This is a genomic window from Knoellia locipacati (genome assembly GCF_044791685.1).
Classification (GTDB): Bacteria; Actinomycetota; Actinomycetes; order Actinomycetales; family Dermatophilaceae; genus Knoellia; species Knoellia locipacati_A.
On sequence record NZ_CP087730.1, the window covers coordinates 1,704,202 to 1,725,337 of the forward strand.

A 21,136-nucleotide genomic window follows, 5' to 3' on the forward strand; every position below is an offset into this window, starting at 1 on the left:
CCACTCCCGACGGGCCACTCACTGAGTGGGTAGCCTGCCCAACGTGATCACAGGAGACCTCAAGAGCAAGATCGACCGAGTCTGGGACGCCTTCTGGTCGGGCGGCATCAGCAACCCGATCGAGGTCATCGAGCAGATCACCTACCTGCTCTTCATCCGTCGCCTGGACGACCTGCAGACCCTCAAGGAGAACCGGGCGCGCACGACGAAGCAGCCGGTCACCGACCCGACCTTCCTCCCCGGTCAGGAACACCTGCGCTGGTCGCGATTCAAGAACAACGACCCGGCCGTGATGTTCAAGGTCGTCGGCGATGAGGTCTTCCCCTTCCTCCGCCAGTTGGGCGGCGAGGGTTCGACGTACTCCGACCACATGCGGGACGCCCGCTTCACGATTCCCACGGCGGCACTGCTCAGCCGAGTCGTCGACATGCTCGACGACGTCCCGATGCACGACCGCGACACCAACGGGGATCTGTACGAGTACATGCTCAGCAAGATCGCCACCGCCGGTCAGAACGGCCAGTTCCGCACCCCACGCCACATCATCCAGCTCATGGTCGCCATGATGGCGCCGAAGCCCGACGACGAGATCTGCGACCCGGCATGCGGCACCGCCGGCTTCCTCGTCGCCGCATCCGAGCACCTGCGCGAGACACACCCGAGCGTCATGACCGACGCCGCGCAGCGCCATCACTACAACCACTCGATGTTCCACGGCTACGACTTCGACAACGCCATGCTGCGCATCGGCAGCATGAACATGCTGCTCCACGGCATCGAGGCCCCGGACATCCGCTACCGCGACTCCCTCTCCGAAGGCGCGGCAGGCGATGAGGGCAAGTACTCCCTCATCCTCGCCAACCCGCCCTTCGCCGGCAGCCTCGACTACGAGTCGGCGAGCAAAGCACTGCTCATAGATGTCAAGACGAAGAAGACCGAACTCCTGTTCCTTGCCCTTTTCCTTCGCCTACTCAAGCCCGGTGGTCGCGCCGCGGTCATCGTCCCGGATGGCGTCCTCTTTGGGTCGAGCACTGCGCACGAGACGTTGCGCAAGCGGCTTGTCGAGAATCAGAAACTCGATGCGGTGGTGAAACTCCCCTCCGGTGTCTTTCGTCCGTATGCGGGAGTCTCGACTGCCATCCTCTTCTTCACTCGCACCGACTCGGGCGGTACTGACGATGTGTGGTTCTACGACGTCCAAGCGGACGGATGGAGCCTTGACGACAAGCGAGCACCTTTGCTTCCCGAAGAACAACTCGGTTGTATGCCGTCCGCTCCCCTCTCCGATGGCGTTCACCTCAGGAACAACTTGCCCGATGTCCTTAATCGTTGGGGGACTCAGGAATCCGATGAGGAGCGAGACCGGGCCCGGACCGAACAGTCGTTCATGGTGTCCAAGGCTGACATCGTTGCGACCGGGTACGACTTGTCACTCAACCGGTATAAGGAGATCGTTCACGAGGAGGTCGATCACCGCCACCCGCGCGATATCATCGCCGACCTTGAGAAACTCGAAACCGAAATCCAGCGAGGCCTCGCCGATCTCAAGTCGATGTTGTCATGAGCACGGCTCTGCTCGGCGACATCGCTAACTTGGAATATGGCTTCGCCTTCGACTCGAAGAGGTTCAACTCCGACGGTCGCGGGCTGCCACTCGTGCGCATCCGTGACGTTGTCCCTGGTCGGTCCAGCACCTACTACGAGGGCGAGTTTGCAGATCGGTACCTCGTGGAAACAGGCGATCTCCTGATCGGGATGGATGGACAGTTCAATCTCGCTTCTTGGCGGGGAGGGACGGCTCTGCTCAACCAACGTGTGTGTCGCATTGGAAAGACCGAGCGTCGCGTGCATCGACGCTATCTGTTCCATTTCCTGCCGTCAGCGCTCAAGCGGGTTGAAGACGCAACGCCCTTCGCCACGGTGAAGCATCTGTCGGCGCGGGTGCTCAAAGGGATCGAGGTGCCACTGCCCCCGATCGAGGAGCAGCGGCGCATCGCCGCCATCCTCGACCGCGCCGCCGGCCTGATCAAGGTCCGTCGACAATCCTTGAAAGGGCTGCAGTTGGTCGGGGATGCCGTCATTGGACGGCTACTCGCCTCGGAAGCGGCCGCGCGAGAGGTCCCACTAAGCCAGTTGGCCGAGATACGGATTGGACCATTCGGATCCTTGCTGCATCGCGACGACTATGTCCCGGACGGTGTTCCACTAGTAAATCCGATGCATATCGTGGATGGTCGCATCGTTCCGAACGACAACTATTTGGTCTCGCAGGAGAAGATGTCCACGCTTCGTCGATATCAGCTGCGACGAGGCGATGTCGTGATGGGCCGGCGTGGAGAAATGGGAAGATGCGCGGTGGTGGGCGAGCAGGAGGATGGGTTCCTATGCGGTACCGGTTCCTTGATTGTGAGGCCCAAGACTAGCTCGGCGCGCGCGGTATTCCTGCAAAGAGTTCTTTCGCACAGTTCAACGGTTCGGTCGCTTGAAGCGCGTGCCAGGGGAGTGACAATGCTCAACCTGAATACTCAGATCTTGGAAAACCTTCCCGTCCCCAACGTTGGCTTGCAGCAGCAAGATCGGCTACTCGAAGGGTTGGCAGCCCTCGAGGCCCGCCGGGACCAGATGGAATTGAGCCACGCCAATTTGGTTGAGCAGCTCGATTCACTGCAGGCACGCGCGTTCTCGGGCAGGCTGTGAACCATGCCAGTGGAAATGGGGATCTGGCGGATTGACGGGGACACCCCGCGCCGCCTCGAAGGGTCGACGCTCCCGTCGGAGTCGACGCTCGAGGAGTACTTGGAACACGACCCATCTCTGCTGGGTGATCGCCTTCTCGTTGTCGGGCGCCAGGTCCGGACGCCGCACGGCAAGTACATCGACCTGCTCGCGATGGATGCCGAGGGCAATATCCACGTCCTCGAACTCAAGCGTGACAAGACGCCGCGTGATGTCGTGGCACAGGTTCTGGACTACGGGTCCTGGGTGTCCACCCTCGACCGCGACACGATTATCGACCTCGCCAACGAGCACCTCGACGTGCCTTTCGAGTCGGCCTTCGAGGACGTGTTCGGCACGTCGGCCCCCGACGAACTGAACGCTGCGCTCCAGCTGACCATCGTCGCCACTGATCTCGATGCCGGCTCGGAGCGGATCGTCACCTACCTCCGCAGCTTCGGTGTCCCGGTCAACGCCGTCTTCTTTGCCTACCTCGAGGACGGCGATCGTCGCTACCTCGCTCGATCTTGGCTGGCCCGAGATAACGAGTCCGAGGCCGGGTCAGCCAGCACAGCAAAGACCAAGAAGGGAAAGCGCGCCGAGTGGAACGGGCGTGACTGGTTCGTCTCATTCGGTGCGTACACCGGCGGCCGCAAATGGGAGGACGGGCGGAAGTACGGGTTCGTGTCAGCCGGGGGCGGGGCGTGGTACTCACGCACGCTGCGCGAGGTGCCCATTGGGGCTCGGGTCAACGTGTGCATTCCCCAGCAGGGCTACGTCGCCATCGGTGAGTCAACTGGTCCGGCGCAGCGATTCGATGCCGCTCACGTGACTGTCGAGGGCGCCGACGTCGCGCTCGCGAGTCAGTCGTTGGTCGGGACGTACCTCCACGGCGGGGAAATGGAAACCGATGAGGACTCTGAATGGGTCGTGCCGGTGCGGTGGTTCACATCGGTGCCGGCCGAGGACGCCTACTGGGAGAAGGGCATGTTCGCCAACCAGAACAGCGCCTGCAAGCTCCGCCAGGAGTTCACCTTGGAGCGTCTGGCCAAGTACTTCAAGATCGACGAGGACGAGGACTGATCGGTGGGGACAAATTTCGACTTCGTGCCGGACGCTTGGGGGGACGTGCGAGCCGACGCATTGCGTGCCGAGGCGTACGGACGTAGCGATCCGCGGTCGTGCGTCTTCTATGCGCGACGAGTTGTTGAACAGGTCGTCGTGCGGATCTTCGACCTTGAACGGCTCGATGTGCCCTACAAGTCGGACCTGGCTGCGCGGATTGGCGACAGCGGTTTTCGCGCGGCCGTTGGCCCCGACGTCGCGGCCAAAGCGAACATCATCCGCAAGACGGGCAATGTGGCGGTCCACGAGAGTCGGGACGTCACGCCCCAAACCGCCCTGAATGTTCTCCGGCAGCTGCACGACCTCCTCAAGTGGGCGGCATACACGTATTCGACGGCACCGGAGCAGGTGCCAACCGCGACGGCATACGACCCCGCCCTCATCCCCGCTCCGGCCGAAAACGGGAGCCCGCCGCCGCTGAGTCCCGCCGAGCTCAACCATCTGCTCACGACCTTTGAGGAGAAGGACACCGCCCTCGCAGACCAGAAGGCCACGAATGCCAGCCTTCAGGACGAGCTGGAGAGGCTGCGTCAGGAGGTGGCGGCTGCACAGGCAGCGAAGGCACCCAAGGCGCTGACCGTCAGTGTGAAAGAGGCCGAGACTCGGAGGCAGTTCATCGATGCCGACCTCCTCGAAGCTGGGTGGGAGCTCACGGAGGAGCAGGATCGCGAGTACCCAGTCACGGGAATGCCGAACGCCCGGGGCGCAGGTTTCGTGGACTACGTCCTCTGGGGTGACGACGGGTTGCCTCTGGCCGTTGTCGAGGCGAAAAAAACGATGGTCGACGCCTTGGTCGGGCAGCAGCAGGCCAAGCTCTACGCCGACTGCCTGGAACAGATGATGGGCCGGCGTCCGGTCATCTTCTGCACGAACGGCCACGAGCGATGGATGTGGGATGACGCCGCTGGCTATCCACCACGTCGGGTCGCAGGCTTCTTCACCAAGGGCGAACTTCAACTCATGGTCCAGCGGCGTCAGACGCGGCTGTCACTCAAGGACGCTGTCATCGACAAGTCCATCGTCGAGCGGCACTACCAGACCCGCGCCATCCGATCGGTGGGCGAGGCGTTCGAGTCGCAGCGGCGGGAAGCGCTGCTGGTCATGGCGACCGGCTCGGGCAAGACCCGCACCGTCATTGCTTTGGTCGACCAACTCATGAAGCGTGGATGGGTCAAGCGGGTTCTCTTCCTCGCCGACCGCGTCGCCCTCGTCAACCAGGCGGTCGGGGCGTTCAAGACCCACCTCCCGTCTGCCACGACGGTCAACCTCATCACCGAGAAGAACGCCGACGGGCGGGTATTTGTCGCGACTTACCCCACGATGATGGGTCTCATCAACGGGACCGATAGCGGGGGTGGGCGTCAGTTCGGCCCGGGCTACTTCGATCTCATCGTCATCGATGAAGCGCACCGGTCGGTGTACGCGAAGTACAAGGCGATCTTCGACTGGTTTGATGCGATGCTCGTCGGTCTCACCGCGACCCCGAAGGACGAGATCGACCGCAACACCTATTCGCTGTTCCACCTGGAGGACGGCGTCCCGACCGACGCCTACAGTCTTGACGAAGCCGTGGCCGAGGGCTACCTCGTGCCCCCCGTGCCTGTTTCGGTGCCACTGCGCTTCATGCGGACGGGCATCCACTACAACGAACTCTCCGACGCCGAGAAGCATGACTGGGACTCGCTCGACTGGGGTGAGGATGATGACGTCCCCAGGGACGTCAACCCCGAGGAGCTCAACAAGTGGCTCTTCAACGCCGACACCGTCGACAAGGCCCTGAAGCACCTGATGAAGCATGGGCACAAGGTTGCCGGCGGCGACCGGTTGGGCAAGACCATCATCTTCGCCAAGAACAACGCCCACGCTGAGTTCATCCGTGAACGGTTCGACACGGCATACCCAGAGTTCGGGGGTCACTTCGCGCGGGTGGTGACGTACAAGACTGAATACGCGCAGAGTCTCATCGACGACTTCTCGATCAAGGAGAAGGCACCGCACATCGCGATCAGTGTCGACATGCTCGACACCGGCATCGACGTGCCCGAGGTCGTCAACCTCGTCTTCTTCAAGCTCGTCCGCTCGATGTCGAAGTTCTGGCAGATGATCGGACGTGGGACTCGCCTCCGCGAGGACCTGTATGGGCCGGGCGATCACAAGAAGAACTTCTACGTCTTCGACTTCTGCATGAACCTCGAGTACTTCAGCCAGCCCGGTGCCAGTTCCGAGGGCTCCTTGCAGAAGTCCTTGGGGCAGCGTCTGTTTGAGGCGAGGCTCGGTCTTGCGGCGGCGCTGGACGCCGAAGACGTGGAGGGTGAGGTGGTCACGCTGCGCGAGGACACTGCCCGTCACCTGCACTCCGTGGTCGCTGGGATGAATCTCGACAACTTCGTCGTCCGTCCTGAGCGAGAGTGGGTGCAGCGCTATGCCAGCTGGGAGGCATGGGCTGCCTTGTCGCCCCACGAGGCTGGGGACATCGCCCAACACCTCGCTGGGTTGCCCTCGTCGGTGCGGGACGACGACGAAGAGGCCAAGCGATTCGACCTGATCATCCTCAAGGCTCAGTTGGCGCGGCTGGACGGGGACGCGTTGACGCTCGACCGGCTACGTGGGCAGGTGCAGCAGATCGCGTCAGCTCTGCTGTCGCAGACTGCGATTCCCGCGATTGCCGAGCACGCTGGGCTCCTGGCGGAAGTCGCAGAAGACGAGTGGTGGGTGGACGTCACGCTATCCATGCTTGAACTGGCGCGTCGGCGGATCCGAGGTCTGGTTCGACTGATCGACAAGACCAAGAAGGCGATCGTCTACACCAACTTCGAGGATGAGATCGGGGACGCGTCGATCATCACGCTACCTGGGGTGAGTGTGGGGACGAACTGGGAGCGGTTCAAGGCGAAGGCTCGCGCGTACCTGAAAGAACACGAAGACAACGTCGCCTTGCAGAGGCTGCGTCGAAACATGCAACTCACGGACACCGATCTCTCGGCTTTGGAGCAGATGCTGATGGCCTCAGGCGCTGGGGCCCCCGAAGACATTGCGCGGGCCAAGGAGGAGTCCCGAGGGCTGGGCCTTTTCATCCGGGGACTCGTGGGACTCGACAAGGCAGCCGCCATGGAGGCGTTCTCTGATTTCTTGGCTGACTCCAAGCTCGACGTCACCCGTATCCGTTTCGTCGAGCTGATCGTGGACCAGTTGACCGCCAATGGCGTGATGGAGGCGAGTCGTTTGTACGAGGCGCCATTCACCGATCACGCGCCCACAGGACCTGATTTCTTGTTCTCTGAACTGGACGTCGATCGCATGGTGTTCATCCTCGACCAGGTTCGGTCGCATGCCACGGCTACCGAAGAAGTGGCCTGACTCGCAGTGCCGACCGAAGAAGCCGGATCAGGCCGCAAGGCCGTTCACCGAACTTGGACGACGGAGCTTCGCTGGACCAGCGTGGCGATCACGTCGAGAGTTCTACACTCACGGGCATGAGCGAGGAAAGTGCGGCAGCGGGCTGGTACCCGGTTGACGGAGGGCGACTTCGTTACTGGGATGGCTCGGCTTGGACGGAGCACTTCTCGGATGTGCCAGCCGAGGGCACAGGTGCCGGTGCGGGCGGTACGGGGAGATTGAAAGGTGCGGCCTCGGCCGCTGCACGGAATTTGACGTCGAACGAGATGGAGCTTCCAGAGGGGACCCTCTGGTCGGCGATCGGTAAGGGCGTGAGCGGTATCACGACCGGCAGATACCGCCTCGATATTCACTACCTGTACTTCGCCAAGGGTGCCTTGAGGACCGATGCTCAGCAGATTCCCGTCTCGGGCATCGTGGACGTGGACGTTCGCCAGACCATGACCCAGAAGGCGCGGAATCTCTACACGGTTGTGGTGCACGTCCAGCGCGCCAACGGCATGCGCGAGATCGCCATGATGGATGACATCCCAGATGGCCCTGCTGCGCAGCGCATCCTGAACAAGGTTTCCTACGACGCCAAGCTGCTGCTGGAGCACCGTTCGATCCAGATGGACGGGCTGAGGCATCAGGCAACCAACACCACCCGCCAAGAGGTTTCGTATCAAGGCGGCGTTCCGCTCATACATCAACCTGGCATGACTACGGCGCCGCCGATGGCGTTGTCGACGGGGCCAGAGCCCGCCCAGATCGAGCCGGCGGAGCCGATCCTTGACGGTGTCGTGGTGGATCCCATCGCACAGCTCAAGGAGCTGGGCTCCCTTCGTGACATGGGGATCCTCACCGAGGAAGAGTTCTCTGCAAAGAAGGCTGAGATTCTCCGCCGTCTCTGAGGAACCAGCGGGCGTCCCAGCCGCTGGCGGCTCACGGCATACGAAGATGAGCCATCGCTGGGAGGGCGTCGAACGCGACGACGACGGCAGTTGGCGACTCTCCGACGACGCCGGCAAGTGCCTCAGCCACCACGCAGGGGTGGCCCCTGCGTCGTCGTCCTGCTTCGGGACGTGGTCCTGCATCGCGGGCCAGGGGGACCTTCGCCCCTGCCGGGCCTTTTCATCCGCGTGTGAGCGTGGAGGGGCAACGGACGAGGTGGGCAGTCATGAATCTTCCTGGTGTGCGGTCGAGCCGCAACGAGCGGACCACAAGCCGAGGGAACGAGCGCTCCCGAGCGTCGCGCTCGGACCCGCCGTCGCAGTCGCCGGACCAGTCGCCGGACCAGTTGCGGGACCAGTCCTCAGACCGGTTGTGGCGCCCGGATCCAACGTGGCGCCGGCTGTACCGCGTAGGGGGCTGGGCGGCCCTGGTTTACGTCCTGCTCGTCCTCGTCCCGGTCACGCTCGTCTTCGTCGCGCCCCTTCCTCCCACCCGCGGCGCCGCACTTCTGGACTACATCGCGGACCATCGAGCCGTCTACCTCACTGAGCTGGTCTGCTTCGTCGGGCTGGCCGTCCCTGCGATGGTCGTGTTCGGTGCCCTGTCGACAGCACTGAAAGGCGTGGACAGGAGCATCGCTGCCATCGGTGGGCTCTTCGGAGTGACCTCCGAGGTCATCGCGCTGGCCCTCGGCAGCAGTCCACAGTCGTTGCACGGCGGGCTCGTCGTGCTCGCCACCGCCTACCAGGATGCTGAAGCCGACGCCGAGCGAGCTGGACTGGTCAGTGCCGCGGAGGCGCTCATCGCCACCACGAATGCGGTGTCCTGGGCCGGGATCCTCACCGCGGCCGCCATCCTGCTCCTGTCGCTCCTCATGCGTCGGGAACCCTCTTTCGGACCCATGATCGGCCCTCTCGGGATCGTCACCGGGGCTGTAGGGATCGTCGCCGAGGCGTTGCGCCCCATGATCGGCCCGGGCTATCTCCTCTATGGGTTGCTCCTTCCGGCCTGGTTCGCTTTGGTGGGATGGAAGCTGCTCCACCTGGAGCCCGACGCCCAGCTCCCCAGTTCACCCGGCGCGAGGTCGCGCCGGGAACCCGTCACCGCCGAACGCCGTTGAACTCCTCATGCCTCTCGCGCCGCTCCCCTCGTTGACCGACCAGGCCCGTCGACTCGTGGAGCTGGGGGTGCACGACCTCGCGGGCGTCACCCAGTCAGAGCTCCTCGAACGCGCCACCACCCCTGACGCAGAGGCACTCCTCGTCACGCCAGCCAAAGCCTCAGCCCTCGCGCCCCTCCTGCGGCTGGACGGCATACAGGGTTTCGTCGTCGAGGACATGACCGACGTCGACGACTTCGCTCCGATCGAGGAGGCGGCCCGTCCCGACGGCACCTACGTCGTCAGCGGTCTCGACCTAGGCGACGACTACCGCAACCGCACCCCCGCCGAGTCGCTCCCGGAGATCGTGGCGGCAGGACGCTCGCCGCTCACCCTCGAGGAGAGGCTGCACTGGGCGATTCAGGATCCGAGCGTGCTCGAGCGCAACCACTGCTTCATGACGATCGGCTCGCGGCTGCGCAAGCCCAAGGGCGGGTTCGACGCCCGCACCCCAGCCTTGTGGATCAGCAACGGCACCGGCCGCGACGGCCGTGCGCGGGCCGGCGCGCCGAAGCTCGGGTGGTGCTGGTGGGGCAACCGCCACACGTGGCTCGGCATCGCCTCATGCTCGGGCCGCCACTGAGCGGGACCAGTCAGTACTCGTGACGTCCGAAGGACAGCTCGAGGGCGTCGATGGTGGCGGTCCGCTCGCGCACCGCGAGCCAGTGGAGTACCGGGGTCGCCAGCCGGTAGAGCCCGTGCGTCTCGAGTCTGGCGTGGTGGTGGACGAGGGTCGTGTGGTCCCCCTTGGCCTCGAGCCGGTACCCCGGCCAGCCCTCGGCAGTGACCTTGCCGCGCCTCGTCTTGTCCCACCAGTGGTAGACGAGCGTGGTGGGGCGTTCGAACTCCGTGACGTCGCCCGGCGTCCACCCCACGATGGTCTGGTCGAGGAAGGTGGTCCCCACGCCGATGGGGCCCGGCGACGTCTTCTCGCTGTGGTGGAGGATCGTGCCCTTGGTGGGCATCCAGTCGTTGTGACCGTCGATGTCGGCGAGGCGGTCGAAGACGTCCTCGATCGGCGCGTGGATGATGCGCTCCATCTCGAACTCGACGACACCCATACCTCAGAGTCCTCCGCCGAGCGGTGATCCTCAAGAGGGCGAGCAGCCCCGAGGCGCAGCGATCAGACGACGAAGCTGTCGGCGTAGACGAGGCGCTGCCGCACCGTGCTCCGGAAGAACAGGAAACCGGCCTCGCGCACGCTGTCGAAGGGGTCCAGCTCGTCGCCCTCGTCGGTGGGGTGGATCTCGAACTCCCGGATCAGCAGCCGGTGGGAGAAGCCGGGCCGCTCGATGGGGGCGGCGACCAGACCGCTCCAGCTGACGTCACCGAGGCCGGCCTCACCGACGCTCACGGCGAGCTCCACGGGATCGGCGTCCTGCACCCACTCGAGGTCCGGGTCTCCCCCGTCGGCCAGCCGCTCGATCGTGGCCGTGACGAGGCGCGTCGCGCGCACCGAGCTCACGGTGACGGTGGTCCCGCCCAGCTGCCCCACGCCGACGGGACCGGACAGGCTCACCGCGATGCCCCGCGCCTGGGGTCGCACCGTCGCGACGCGCCGCGGCAGGAGCTGGGCGAAGTCGGCGAGCACGACCTTCGAGATGTGGTGTCCGTCAATGGATTTGGCCTGGTAACGGCAGAGCGCCAGCCGCACGAATGGCTGGTAGGCGGCGCCGGCGTCGAGCTCGATGTCGCAGTACCAGAGGTTCCGGTCCGGGTCGAAGCGCGGCGTGTGCGCGACGACGGTCACCGTCGCCTTCGAGGTCTCCGCGAGCGACAGGCCGCCACGCACCCCCGACCGGAGCGGGAACTGCGAGATGTAGGGGCCGGTCGTCGCGGACTTCGACGCGAACACCGGGTCGGCACCGACGCGGGTCAGGAGCTTCTCCGGGTCCAGGCCGAGCTTGAAGGGCCCGATGAAGATCGGGTTGATCAGGACGTCGCCGACGCGGCCCATGAGGTCGCTCAACGCGAGCTGCAGCGCGTCGGTGTCCCCGTCCTCCCCGTCCTCCGCGAGCTGCTTGGCGGTGAGCCCACCACCTCGCAGCACCTGCTCGAGCGCTGTCGCCCGCTGGGACCCCGCCACGGGGAGCGCTCCTGCCTCCACCACGCGCGCCGCGAACTCGTCCGCGCGCAGCCGGTCGGACACGGCGACGTCCAGGCCCCACCGCACGTCGATCGGCCACGTCAGCCACGGCTGGTCCTCCAGCACGACCCCGAGCCGCTCGTCGTCACCCGAGGAGTACCAGGGCCGGCGGAGATAGACCCGCAGGCCACAGTGCCGCACCCGTCGGCGGGCCAGGCCGGCTGCCGGCCGCCCACCCCCTCGAACCAGCTCCGTCGTCCACCTGAACGTGGGGATGACGTAGGCGATGTCCGGCGGGTCCGGCCGTCGTGAGCTCGGCACGGGAAGCGTGATCTTGCCGCCGGTCCGGGTGATCAACGACGCCCCCGTCTCGTCGACACCCTCGGTCACCGCGGCCGGGAAGTACTCGCGGAAGCGTGTCGTCGCCATGGCCTCGTAGGTGACCGTGCGGTGCCGTGTGTCACCGAACTCGTGCCGCAGGCGGTGCGTCGGCCCGGTCCCCCCACCCGCCTTGACGTCGTCGCGCCCCACGAGGCAGGCATCCTCCGTCGCCTCGAGCAGGAAGTCGCCGACGTGCCCCTGCACCGCCGGAGGCGGCTCCCGCCCGTCGACCCCGTCGACCGGCCGGTCCTTGGTGACGTCGTCGACCTGCTCGGTCCAGGTGGCGTCGATGTCGAGGCGACCGGTGCTCTTGGCGTGCGTGGCGATGCTGCCCACGAGCGCGCAGAACGTCTCCCCGGACCCGCGGGTCATCCCGGCTGCGGTCACCCCGATCACCGGGTCGGCGAGCGGCTTCTCGACGGCGTGCACGATGGTCAGCTCGACCCACGGTGTGAGCAGCCAGTTGCGGCTCTCCAGAGCCTCGTGTCGACGCGCCCACCAGTCGTCGGCGTCGGTCGCCCAGAGCAGCCGCTCGTACATCCCCATGAGCTCGAGGTCGGTCTCGTCGACCGCAGAGCTGATCCGCACGGTCCGCATGTCGGCCTGCGCGACGGGCACGGTGAGCGTCCCCTGCGCCGCGTCCCACACCGGAGTGGCGTAGGCGCCCGTCGGGGTCACCGGCGACGGACCAGCCCCGTCGACGAGGACCACCCGGAACGGCTGTCGGTCCCACCACCCGCCACCCGTCGTCGGCCAGTCCTGGCGGCGGTAGTCGGCCTCGGCGAGGAACCGGTTGAAGCGCACCCCACGACTGAACACGTCCGGCAGGTACGGCGTCACGAGCGACGCGTCGGGCACGAGCTCGGGCAGCTGCCCCGCCTCACGTGCCGCCACCTCGTATGCCGCCTGGATCCGTGCCGGGTCCCCGCTCCCGATCGCGTCGTCGAAGACACCGTGCAGCTCGGCCAGCTGCTGGGAGGTCTTCGGCGGCACGACCCAGCGCTCGTCGGACGCCAGGTAGCCGATCCCCGTCACCGTCGCGGGCGGCAACGCCGTGACCCGCGGCAGCGCGAGGTAGTCGGCGACCCCCACACCCGCTGTGCTGCGGATGACCATGCGCAACTGTGACTCGCCCTCACCGAACGCCCGTCGTGCGACGAGCACGGGAGCGGGCACGGGCTCCCACCGCTGGAACCGGGTCGGTGCGCTGGCGTGCTGGTCGTCAAGCCGGTCGGCCTCGATGCTGTTCGCGGCGAGGTCGACCGTGCGGGCGCGCAGCCGGTACTCGTGGCCGAACCGGAGCGTGGGCAGGCTCCCCGGCCGCGCCCGGAAGCTCGTCTCCAGCGGCAGCCCCGAGTCCAACGCGTCCGCGTCGCGCTCGAGCGGCGTCTGGCCGCCGTCGAGCTGGTCGTCCTCCGTGACGCCACCACCCGGCCGCGGCGTCACCATGCTCCAGCCGGACCACGACGCGATCGCCTCGTGCAGATAGAGGTCCTCGTCGCCGGGCACCGAGGTGGTCGACGACCCCTTGACGAAGCCCTCGTCCTCGGCGGGCACCGCCACCGGAACGACCGCGCCTCCACCGCTCGGGTGGTAGGCGTAGGTCCCGACCCTGGCCACGAGCGACCGGAACTCGCCGGTGCCGTCCTTCTCGGCCTCCCAGCGGTAGCCGCGGATGACGTCGTCAGCCCACAGATCCGCCCGTATGCCGTTCAGCTCACCCTCCGCGTGGGTCTGGGTGTGGTCGAACTGGCCGACGACCGTCTCCGCCGTGTCCTGGCGCGTGACGGTGAGCCCCGCACCGCGGAGTGCCGGGAGCGACGACGTCGTCGAGGCCATGGTCTGCGCCTGGGCCTTCGCGATCCGGAGCTGGCGGCTCACCGTCGAGGCGGTGTTGGTCGCCTTGAGGGCCGACCCGTCGATGTCGATCTGGTGGACCCGGAACCAGTCGGTGCTCTCGAGGAGGAGCTGTCCGTCGCGGATGTCGTGCCGCCCGTCGTCGCGGGTGCGCGGGACGAACCAGCGGTCGTCGTACCACTCGTAGTTCATCCACGGCGTGGCCGTGTCGTCGTTCATCCACGGCTCGGGCTCACCCTCGACGACTACGCGGTAACGGTGGGTCCCGGCGAAGGCCGGGTCGGACGGCATACGGACGTCGATCGCGAGGCCGAGCATCCGCAGGAGGTTGCGGTAGTCACCGAAGGCGGCCACGTAGTTGTGGAAGTCGAGCTCCTTGCGCTCGGGGCGGGGTGGCACGTCCCCGGGCTTGATCGGTCCGCGGGCGTCGCGCAGCCGCTCATCCTCCAGGCGCCGGTCGTAGAAGCGGTTCGCGAGGGCGAAGGCGTTTTCGCGGCTGGCCCGAGCGACGCCGGCGGGCACGAAGCGCCCACGGCGACCCTTCTGCCCGCGGTCGTCCGCGGCGAACCACCCGCGCAGGCGGTCCTCCTCCTCCTCAGGGTGGTCCCCGATCCGACCGAGGTCGGCGGCGAGGTCGGCGATGAGGGGGTCGTGGATCGACGGGTGCTCGGTGGCGTGCTGGGCGGCGACCCGTCCGTAGAGGCCGAGCAGCTCGTCGGCGACCATCGCCGCCGGGAACGAGTGGACGCGGCGGGTGCCGAGGTCGCGGACCTCGGTCTCGTCGACGAACACGTCGCCGCCGAACAGCAGGTCCCACGTGGCGAGGTCGGGAGTGCCGTTGCGGTCGTCCCGCTCGAGGTCCACGGTGCCGATGCCGTCGACCTCGGCGAGGAACTTCAGCCGGTCGAGGGCCGCCGGCCAGTGGTGGAAGGTCGGGAAGGCCTTGAGCGGCTCACGCGTCCCGCCGGTCCGCAGCCGGGGGCTGACGAAGATCGTCGAGCGGAGCTCTCCGGTCTCGAGGTCGAAGCCGTCGGGAAGGAGGGTCCAGATCAGGGATTCGGTGGTCATCGCGAGTCCTCTCAGACCGGGGCGAACGCGTCGCAGTACTCGTCCCAGGGCCGGACGGCCAGCCCCGGGTTGCCCATGACCTCCGCGAAGGTCGGGTCGGCGTTGGACCCGGTGAACTTCTTCTCGCACGAGATCTCCACCGACGTGGAGAGGAAGAGCACCTCGACCTCGATCGTCAGCGTGGCGCGCCCGGTCGCCTTGCCCGAGGGTGGCTCGTAGGCCAGCTCGAGGTAGAGCTCGATCGAGGCCGAGATGAGGCCGAGGACGTCGACCTCGCCGCGGATCCGGAAGTAGCCGGTGAGCTCGCCGTCGTCGGTGCCGTCCGGGTTGCTCTCGAGGCGGAAGTACACCCCGGCCATGCACTCGATGCTGCCGCTCGCCACCCCGAAGTCGAGGGCCACCGCGGCGCCGAACTCGAACGCGGCCTCGAGCATGCGGCACCGGTCGGGGGTGACCGAGATGGCGAAGAAGCCGCCACCCCCGAAGCACCACACGGTGAGGCGGAACGGGTTCTCCCGGGTGCAGAAGCTGAACGTGAAGTCGAGCGAGTCGCCGATGAAGGGAACGCGGGCCTCGGCGCCGAGCGAGATGTTCGCCAGCGTGAAGACGCCGATGGAGATGTCCGGCAGGGCCAGGTCGAAGCCGGCCCGAAGGCCCTTGCTGTCGACGTCGAGGTAGGGCGGGTCGGAGAACCCGTCGAACGGGATGAGCTCCTGGAGGGTGTTGACGAAGCTCAGCGGCCCGCCAAACACCATGCCGGGGTCGGCGAGGACGATGTTGACGTCCGGCTTCCGGCCCGGCAGCAGCGTGAACTCGAGGGTCTCGACGACGAGCTGGATGAAGGGGTCGTCCCCGAGCAGCCTGAGTGAGAAGGGGCTGATCGAGCAGACGATCGTCGCGGTGGGGTCGCCCGTGGCCGTGACCGGCGCGCGCACGTCGACGGCGAGGTCGAGCCTTGCCCGGGCTGCCGCTGGCGTCTGGCTCGGCTTCGGCCGGGGCTGGAACAACGCGGCGCCGGCCGGCCACGGTGCCAGCTCGGTCGACCAGGTGAGCCGGGCGTTGACCGTCTCCGGCAGCGCCTCACCGCTGAGGAACTGCCCCGCGAGCGCCAGCAGCTGGTCGGCCGACTCGAGCGCCTGGGCCAACCGCCGCACGACCTCCGCAGCATCGGTGAGGAGTGCGGTCGGCACGGCTGCGGCCACGCCGTTCGCCGCGGCCACCGTGGCCGACGCGGCCTCCTTGACTGCGGGCAGGGCGTCGGGCGCGACTCCCGCCGTGGCCTGGGCCGCAGCGCTCACGGCGTCGGCCGCCCTGGCCACCGCGGCGTCGATGGCCGTCGCGAGCTGCACGAGCTCGGCAGCCAAGGCGTCGAGCGCGGGCTCTGCCGTGGCGACCGAGCTGATCGTGGCGAGGGACTGCAGCGCCGCGGTGGCGCGGGTCTGCACCACCGCGAGCCGCGCGGCGAGGTCGGCCACGGCGGCCTTGGCTGCGGCGACGGCCGTGGCGACGGCGGCATCGACGGTCGGCCCGACCGGCACGCCGGCGCCACCGGCCAGCCTGCTCCCGAGCGCACCGGCGAGGTCGATGATGCGCTGCACGTCGGTGAGGAAGGCGCTGACCTCGTTGATCGAGTCGGCGACGAAGGTCGGCATGTTGGCGGGGGTGAGCCCGACGTCCTTGAGCAGGTCCGAGATCTTCACCGCGCCGAAGAGCTTGGCGGCGTCGAGCCCGCCGAAGAAGGCGGTCGGGTCCATGACCCCGTCCATCGCGCTGGCGACGGGCCCGCCCACCGGGCCCTTGCTGCCGGAGAGCCCCGTCACCGCGAGGTTCGGCGTGACGAAACCGCCCGAGCGGTCGCCGCGGCCACTGAAGCTCAGCGCGGCGGTCGTTCCCGCCACCTCGAGGAACACGTGGGTCTTGTTGCCGGTCCAGCCCTGCTCGAGGTAGCGCTGCGGCAGCCGCATGGGCGTCGGCGTCGAGGCGCCGGCGAGCGCGTTCATGGCAGGCACGACGACGTCCGACTGGCGCAGCACCGGTACGAACCGTGGCTCGTCCTGCGTCCGGCCGGCCACCATGACGGCGGCGTCGAACTCGAGGGCCTCGGTCGCGAGCGTCGTGTCCAGGATCGAGCCATCGGGTGCCTTGCTGCTCGCGAAGGCGACGCGCTGACCACGCAGGGGGTGCCGTCGCTGGTGCACCGGAAGCTCCCAGTAGGCCTGTTCGATGAGATCGAGGGAAGCCTTCGACGCGTTGAGTCCACGTTCGACGAACATCAGCGGGCCGGCATACTCGACGAGGTTGTCCTCTCGGTCGGTGGCGAGGACGTGGAACGCGTAGGGGACCCCGTCGACGTGCGGGACGAAGCAGAATCCCGTGATCCCCGGCGGCGTGGTCGGTTGCGTGGGTGCGTTGAGGTCGGGTGTGACCCGGGTCAGGATCGTCAGGGACGACAGGGGCATCGCCAGGTCGAGCTGCTTGGGGCCGGAGCCGGCTGGGCTGCGCGGGTCCTGCCATGTCGCGCCCGACAGGGGGAAGGTGAGGGTCCGGTCGCGGACGACGATGAAGAACCGCTGGCGCAGGTAGGCGATGCGGCCGGTCATCCCCGACCCGGCAGGGGCGTCCTCGAACTGGCGCTCGGTGAGCTTGACGAGCGAGGCGCGGTGCCCGAACGGGAAGAGGAAGCCGGCGTAGACCACCTTGACCTCGTGGTCGCGGCCCATCGTGGCGCGGTGCTTCCACTCGGTGATCGAGTAGTCGCCGTTCGGCAGGTCCGGGACGTCGAGGTCGGAGCTGAGCCAGCCGCCGAGGGCGGTGAGCATGAGGCGGTCGACCTTGACCGGCTGGGGCTGCCAGCGCGCCCGGCCCCGGCGCAGCCGCCAGTTGGACGTCTCGTCGACGAGCATCCGCCGGTCGTGGGTGGTGAGCGACTTCGTCCAGCTCGGTACGTCGGTCGTGCCCGTGGCGTCGGGCGCAGCCGGGGCGAGCGGGCCGGCCGTCATGTCGCGGGTCCAGATGGCCCGGACGGTGCGCGCGCTGGAGTCCTTCTCGTCGACCGTCGGCGTACCTGCGTCGTCGGTGGCCCGCTGACCGAGACGGGAGTGCCACAGCTCGACGCGGCCGTCGTGCTCCACCGGCTGGTGGGCGTGGGTGAACGCACCCTCGTCGTGGGGGGACAGCTGGAGGCGCCAGGGCAGCTCGATCGCGGTCTCGGTCGGCTCGGGTGCGCGTGGAGAGGGGAGCGGGAACTCAGCGCCCCTCGGCGGTCTGATCGGGAAGGGGCTCTCGATCTCGATCGGCAGCCTCGGGGTGACCCCGAACTCCTTGGCGATGTTGGACGCCGAGCCGATGGCCAGGCTGGCTCCCCGACCGAGGCGCTCGTCGAGGACCCGCGAGAGGGCGGCACTGCGTGCGACCGCCCGGACGGTGCCTGGGACCGCGAGGCCGCCGCGGGCCGCGAGCCGCCGCTGGACCTTGATCGTCTGGCTCTTCTTCACGAGCTCGAAGGGGAGCTCGATGAGGATGAGCGGCCGGCCAGTGGCGTGGGGCGCGACGCTCAGCGGGAGAGTGCTCATGGCGGTGAGCAGCCCGTCGAGCGACCACGGGATCGTCTCGTCCGTGACCACGAACGACAGGCGCGAGTGCTGGCTGAGGATGGCGGACACGGGCGGAGCGGTCGTTGTGGAGTCGGGGTTCTCCGGCGTCTCGGGCTGTACGACCGTGCCGCCGGGGAGTTCCCTCTTGCGCGCCAGCTCTGGAGGTCCACTCTTGGGGAACGCCTGCTCGACGAGGTGCTGGGGTGGGAAGTCGGCGATGAGGTATGCCGGGCTCGTCGCCTTCCGTCGCTGCAGGGCTCCCCGGCCGGCGTCCGACCGGACCCACTGGAGGTTCTCGAAGCTGAAGCGCACGAGCAGCATGTCGGTGGTGCGCAGCGCGGTGACGGGGGTCATCCTGCGGAGGAACTCGGCGAGCTCGTCCGGGTCGAGCCGGGCCCAGTCGACCTCGCGTGGGGGCTGACCGATCCACACCGGCTCAGCGGGCTCGGGACCGTCGATCCCACGCTTCTTGACGGTGATCCCGGGCGGCCGACGCCACTCGTCGGGACCGACGCGTCGAACCTCGCCGTCGGCGTCGTTGTCCTGCGGCATTCGCCTCGCCCCGATTCCGGCGATGTGGGTGATGCTGGCGCCGTGCGTGCGCGCGGCCATCCCACGTCTCGTGCACCTGCCCCGGGCCCGCTCTCCCCGGTGTTGCGCGGCCCCCTGCGTTCTCAGGCGCGCCTCGTGGACTCACCCTGAACGTAGCGCCGATGCCGGGCCCGGCGACATAGCCCGCCTGAGCCCCATCGGCGTCCCGCTGACGTTCTGCGTCCGGTGCCCTTCCCTGCCCGGGCGCCCCGCAGCGCCCCCGATCTCAGTCGTCGGTGATGGCAGGGAACTCGCTCACGAGGACGGTGAGCCGACGACGGAGGGGGAACCGACTGGGCTGATGGTCCCGCCGGTGGACCGCCTCCACAAGAGCCGGTCGTGACCATCTGTCGATGCATCGAGGGGCTTCGGGTCACGGTTGTCGACGTCTGCCCACGGTGCGTTTCGCTCCCGAGTAGCGTCTCGGGTCATGACACGGACGTCAGCCGGGTCGCGTCGCTCGGACCCCTACAGGAACTTCAACTTCAGGGTGAGTTTCGAGGGTAGACCGGTCGCCGGGGCCTCCACCGCCAGCGGGCTCAAGCGAGCGAGTAAGCCTGTGCGACAGCATCTTTCAGGTCGTGAGCCCGAACCCGGAGCCGTGACCATGGAGCGCGGAGTGAGCCACGACGCCGACTTCGTGGCGTGGGCCGGCCGCGGCTCCGAAGGAGGTCGGCGGGAGCTCACCATCGAGGTCCACGACGCGGCCGGCGAGGTGGCGACGGCATACCGGCTGTCCGGTTGCTGGGTGTCGGAGTTCGAGGCCCTGCCCGACCTCGACGCGGATGCCCACGCGGTGAGGATCGAGCACCTACGGCTCGAGCACGATGGCGTGGAGGCCATCGACGTCACCCCGGGGCCCATCACCTCTGGTCTCGAGGACGCCTCCGGCCGACCCGTGACCCTGCGCCTGGTCGGCGATGACTGGCGGGCCGTCGCCGACGTGCGCCCGACCGACGCCCAGCGGGAGTTCGTCTTCCCGATGGCCGCGCGCTACCTGCTCATGACCGAGAAGGGCGGCCCGTGGACCTCGCTCGGCATCTACGCGGGCGAGCAGGTCGTCGGGCACGTCATGTGGGGCCTCGACGACGACGGCTCGCACTGGATCGGCGGCCTCGTCGTCGACCAGGCGGAGCAGGGGCGTGGCCTCGGGCGAGCGACGACGCGCACCCTCATGGCGTGGTTCGAGCAGCTGCCGGGCCACTGGACGACGCGGCTCACCCATCACCCCGCCAACACGGCAGCGGCTCGGCTCTACGCCGACCTCGGCTTCACACCGACGGGTGAGGTCGACGAGGACGGCGAGGTCGTCCTCGAGCTGCTCGCGTAGCTGTCCCGGCGCGCGCGAGTCCTGTTGTCCGACAGACGCTTTCGTATGCCGTCACGCACCCCGCGCGCCACCCCCGCTGCGTGACTCGTTTCGTCACAGATGGCCCGCCACCCGCGCGGCCCGCGCGGCCCAGCTGAGGTTCGTGTGAACCCTCGACAACGTCGAGGAGTCCCCGAGGTTCAGGGCAAGCTTCTGGCTCAGGTTCGGGGTCGGCGTCAGCACGCGGGTCGGCATGTGCACCCACTTTGCGGCGGCGACGCACTTCTGCGCCTGGACACTCGCACCGACCACGTCCAGGAGGAAGCTCTGGGTGTCTGCGTCAGTGAGATCGCGCGAGTCCGGCGCGATGAGCTTGGGCGCCGAGAGCCCGACCTGGAAGCCCGAGAGGGTGCACTGGGTCAGCGCGGCTCGCTCCGCGCCGCGCCTGTGCAGCGCGGCCTCGATCCGGCCCACCCCGAAGGACGTGATCTGGTCCAGCGTGACGTCGTGCGCCTCCCACGCCAGGTTCGTCGGCAGGTCGATGGTCCAGCGCACGAACCTGGGCCCGCTGTCGATGAAGACCTCCTCGCCGGGAGCGAGGAGCTGCAGCTGAGAGGGATTGCTCGCCATGATCGCGCGGAAGGAGATCCCCTTGAGAGTCTCGACCCGATGCATGAGGGATGCGGGATCCGCGACGGGAGCACTGCTGTGGACGACCCAGACGACCGTGGAGTTGTTCTTCAGCCATGTCCGGGTGTGACCTTGCGCGCACGCTGGCACCTTCTGCAGGTAGCCGATCTCGGCGGGGGCCCCGGCCTGCACCGTGAGGCCACTCCACTGGGCATCGGGACACAACCAGGTCGGCGTGGTGTGGTGCGCCCAGGGCATGAGCCACGGCGGCTTGGCGCCGGGACCATCCGGGG

At 67.7% G+C, this 21,136-nt stretch carries 12 protein-coding genes; 8 read left to right on the plus strand and 4 right to left on the minus strand.

The window, feature by feature from the left end; genetic code table 11:
- The first annotated feature begins 43 nt into the window (after window positions 1-43).
- The 7 genes from LL946_RS07975 (at window position 44) to LL946_RS08005 (ending at window position 9,911) form a co-directional block, all read left to right on the plus strand.
- On the plus strand, window positions 44-1,564 hold the full coding sequence (locus LL946_RS07975; RefSeq protein ID WP_404386500.1) for an N-6 DNA methylase: 1,521 nt from the start codon (window positions 44-46) through the stop codon (window positions 1,562-1,564).
- Window positions 1,561-2,697, plus strand: a complete 1,137-nt coding sequence (locus tag LL946_RS07980; RefSeq protein WP_404386501.1) for a restriction endonuclease subunit S — start codon at window positions 1,561-1,563, stop codon at window positions 2,695-2,697. Before LL946_RS07975 ends, LL946_RS07980 begins: the two co-directional genes overlap by 4 nt.
- A gap of 3 nt (window positions 2,698-2,700) precedes the next feature.
- A complete protein-coding gene (locus tag LL946_RS07985) occupies window positions 2,701-3,798 on the plus strand; it encodes an endonuclease NucS domain-containing protein (RefSeq protein WP_404386502.1) in 1,098 nt (365 codons plus the stop codon).
- 45 nt (window positions 3,799-3,843) lie between these two features.
- Window positions 3,844-7,197, plus strand: a complete 3,354-nt coding sequence (locus tag LL946_RS07990; protein ID WP_404386503.1) for a DEAD/DEAH box helicase family protein — start codon at window positions 3,844-3,846, stop codon at window positions 7,195-7,197.
- Between the two features lie 116 nt (window positions 7,198-7,313).
- Window positions 7,314-8,129 carry an SHOCT domain-containing protein gene (locus LL946_RS07995; protein WP_404386504.1) on the plus strand — a complete coding sequence of 272 codons (816 nt, stop codon included), beginning with the start codon at window positions 7,314-7,316 and terminating at the stop codon, window positions 8,127-8,129.
- A 266-nt stretch (window positions 8,130-8,395) separates the two neighbouring features.
- Window positions 8,396-9,289: a hypothetical protein gene (locus LL946_RS08000; protein ID WP_404386505.1), complete on the plus strand. Its 894-nt coding sequence runs from the start codon at window positions 8,396-8,398 to the stop codon at window positions 9,287-9,289.
- A gap of 31 nt (window positions 9,290-9,320) precedes the next feature.
- Window positions 9,321-9,911 (plus strand): DUF5701 family protein, encoded by a 591-nt coding sequence (locus tag LL946_RS08005; protein ID WP_404386506.1) that lies wholly within the window; start codon window positions 9,321-9,323, stop codon window positions 9,909-9,911.
- Window positions 9,912-9,921: 10 nt separating this feature from the next.
- On the opposite strand, the gene LL946_RS08010 is transcribed toward LL946_RS08005, so the two are convergent.
- The 3 genes from LL946_RS08010 to LL946_RS08020 all read right to left on the minus strand — a co-directional run bounded on the left by LL946_RS08010 (window position 9,922) and on the right by LL946_RS08020 (window position 18,925).
- A complete protein-coding gene (locus LL946_RS08010) occupies window positions 9,922-10,389 on the minus strand; it encodes a hypothetical protein (RefSeq protein ID WP_404386507.1) in 468 nt (155 codons plus the stop codon).
- A 62-nt stretch (window positions 10,390-10,451) separates the two neighbouring features.
- Window positions 10,452-14,720: a hypothetical protein gene (locus LL946_RS08015; protein WP_404386508.1), complete on the minus strand. Its 4,269-nt coding sequence runs from the start codon at window positions 14,718-14,720 to the stop codon at window positions 10,452-10,454.
- Between the two features lie 11 nt (window positions 14,721-14,731).
- The gene (locus LL946_RS08020; protein ID WP_404386509.1) at window positions 14,732-18,925 is read right to left on the minus strand and encodes a hypothetical protein; all 4,194 of its coding nucleotides are present in this window, start codon (window positions 18,923-18,925) and stop codon (window positions 14,732-14,734) included.
- A 409-nt stretch (window positions 18,926-19,334) separates the two neighbouring features.
- On the opposite strand from LL946_RS08020, the gene LL946_RS08025 reads away from it, so the two are divergent.
- Window positions 19,335-20,234, plus strand: coding sequence for a GNAT family N-acetyltransferase (locus LL946_RS08025; RefSeq protein ID WP_404386510.1), 900 nt, complete (start codon window positions 19,335-19,337; stop codon window positions 20,232-20,234).
- A gap of 93 nt (window positions 20,235-20,327) precedes the next feature.
- On the opposite strand, the gene LL946_RS08030 is transcribed toward LL946_RS08025, so the two are convergent.
- The gene (locus tag LL946_RS08030; protein ID WP_404386511.1) at window positions 20,328-21,101 is read right to left on the minus strand and encodes a hypothetical protein; all 774 of its coding nucleotides are present in this window, start codon (window positions 21,099-21,101) and stop codon (window positions 20,328-20,330) included.
- Window positions 21,102-21,136 lie beyond the last annotated feature (35 nt).

Coding starts and splice junctions, on each gene's coding strand:
- LL946_RS07995 (WP_404386504.1), top strand. CDS start 7,314: ATGAGCGAGGAAAGTGCGGCAGCGGGCTGGTACCCGGTTGACGGAGGG.
- LL946_RS08030 (WP_404386511.1), bottom strand. CDS start 21,101: ATGCCCTGGGCGCACCACACCACGCCGACCTGGTTGTGTCCCGATGCC.
- LL946_RS07980 (WP_404386501.1), top strand. CDS start 1,561: ATGAGCACGGCTCTGCTCGGCGACATCGCTAACTTGGAATATGGCTTC.
- LL946_RS07985 (WP_404386502.1), top strand. CDS start 2,701: ATGCCAGTGGAAATGGGGATCTGGCGGATTGACGGGGACACCCCGCGC.
- LL946_RS08020 (WP_404386509.1), bottom strand. CDS start 18,925: ATGGCCGCGCGCACGCACGGCGCCAGCATCACCCACATCGCCGGAATC.
- LL946_RS08000 (WP_404386505.1), top strand. CDS start 8,396: ATGAATCTTCCTGGTGTGCGGTCGAGCCGCAACGAGCGGACCACAAGC.
- LL946_RS08010 (WP_404386507.1), bottom strand. CDS start 10,389: ATGGGTGTCGTCGAGTTCGAGATGGAGCGCATCATCCACGCGCCGATC.
- LL946_RS08015 (WP_404386508.1), bottom strand. CDS start 14,720: ATGACCACCGAATCCCTGATCTGGACCCTCCTTCCCGACGGCTTCGAC.
- LL946_RS08025 (WP_404386510.1), top strand. CDS start 19,335: ATGACACGGACGTCAGCCGGGTCGCGTCGCTCGGACCCCTACAGGAAC.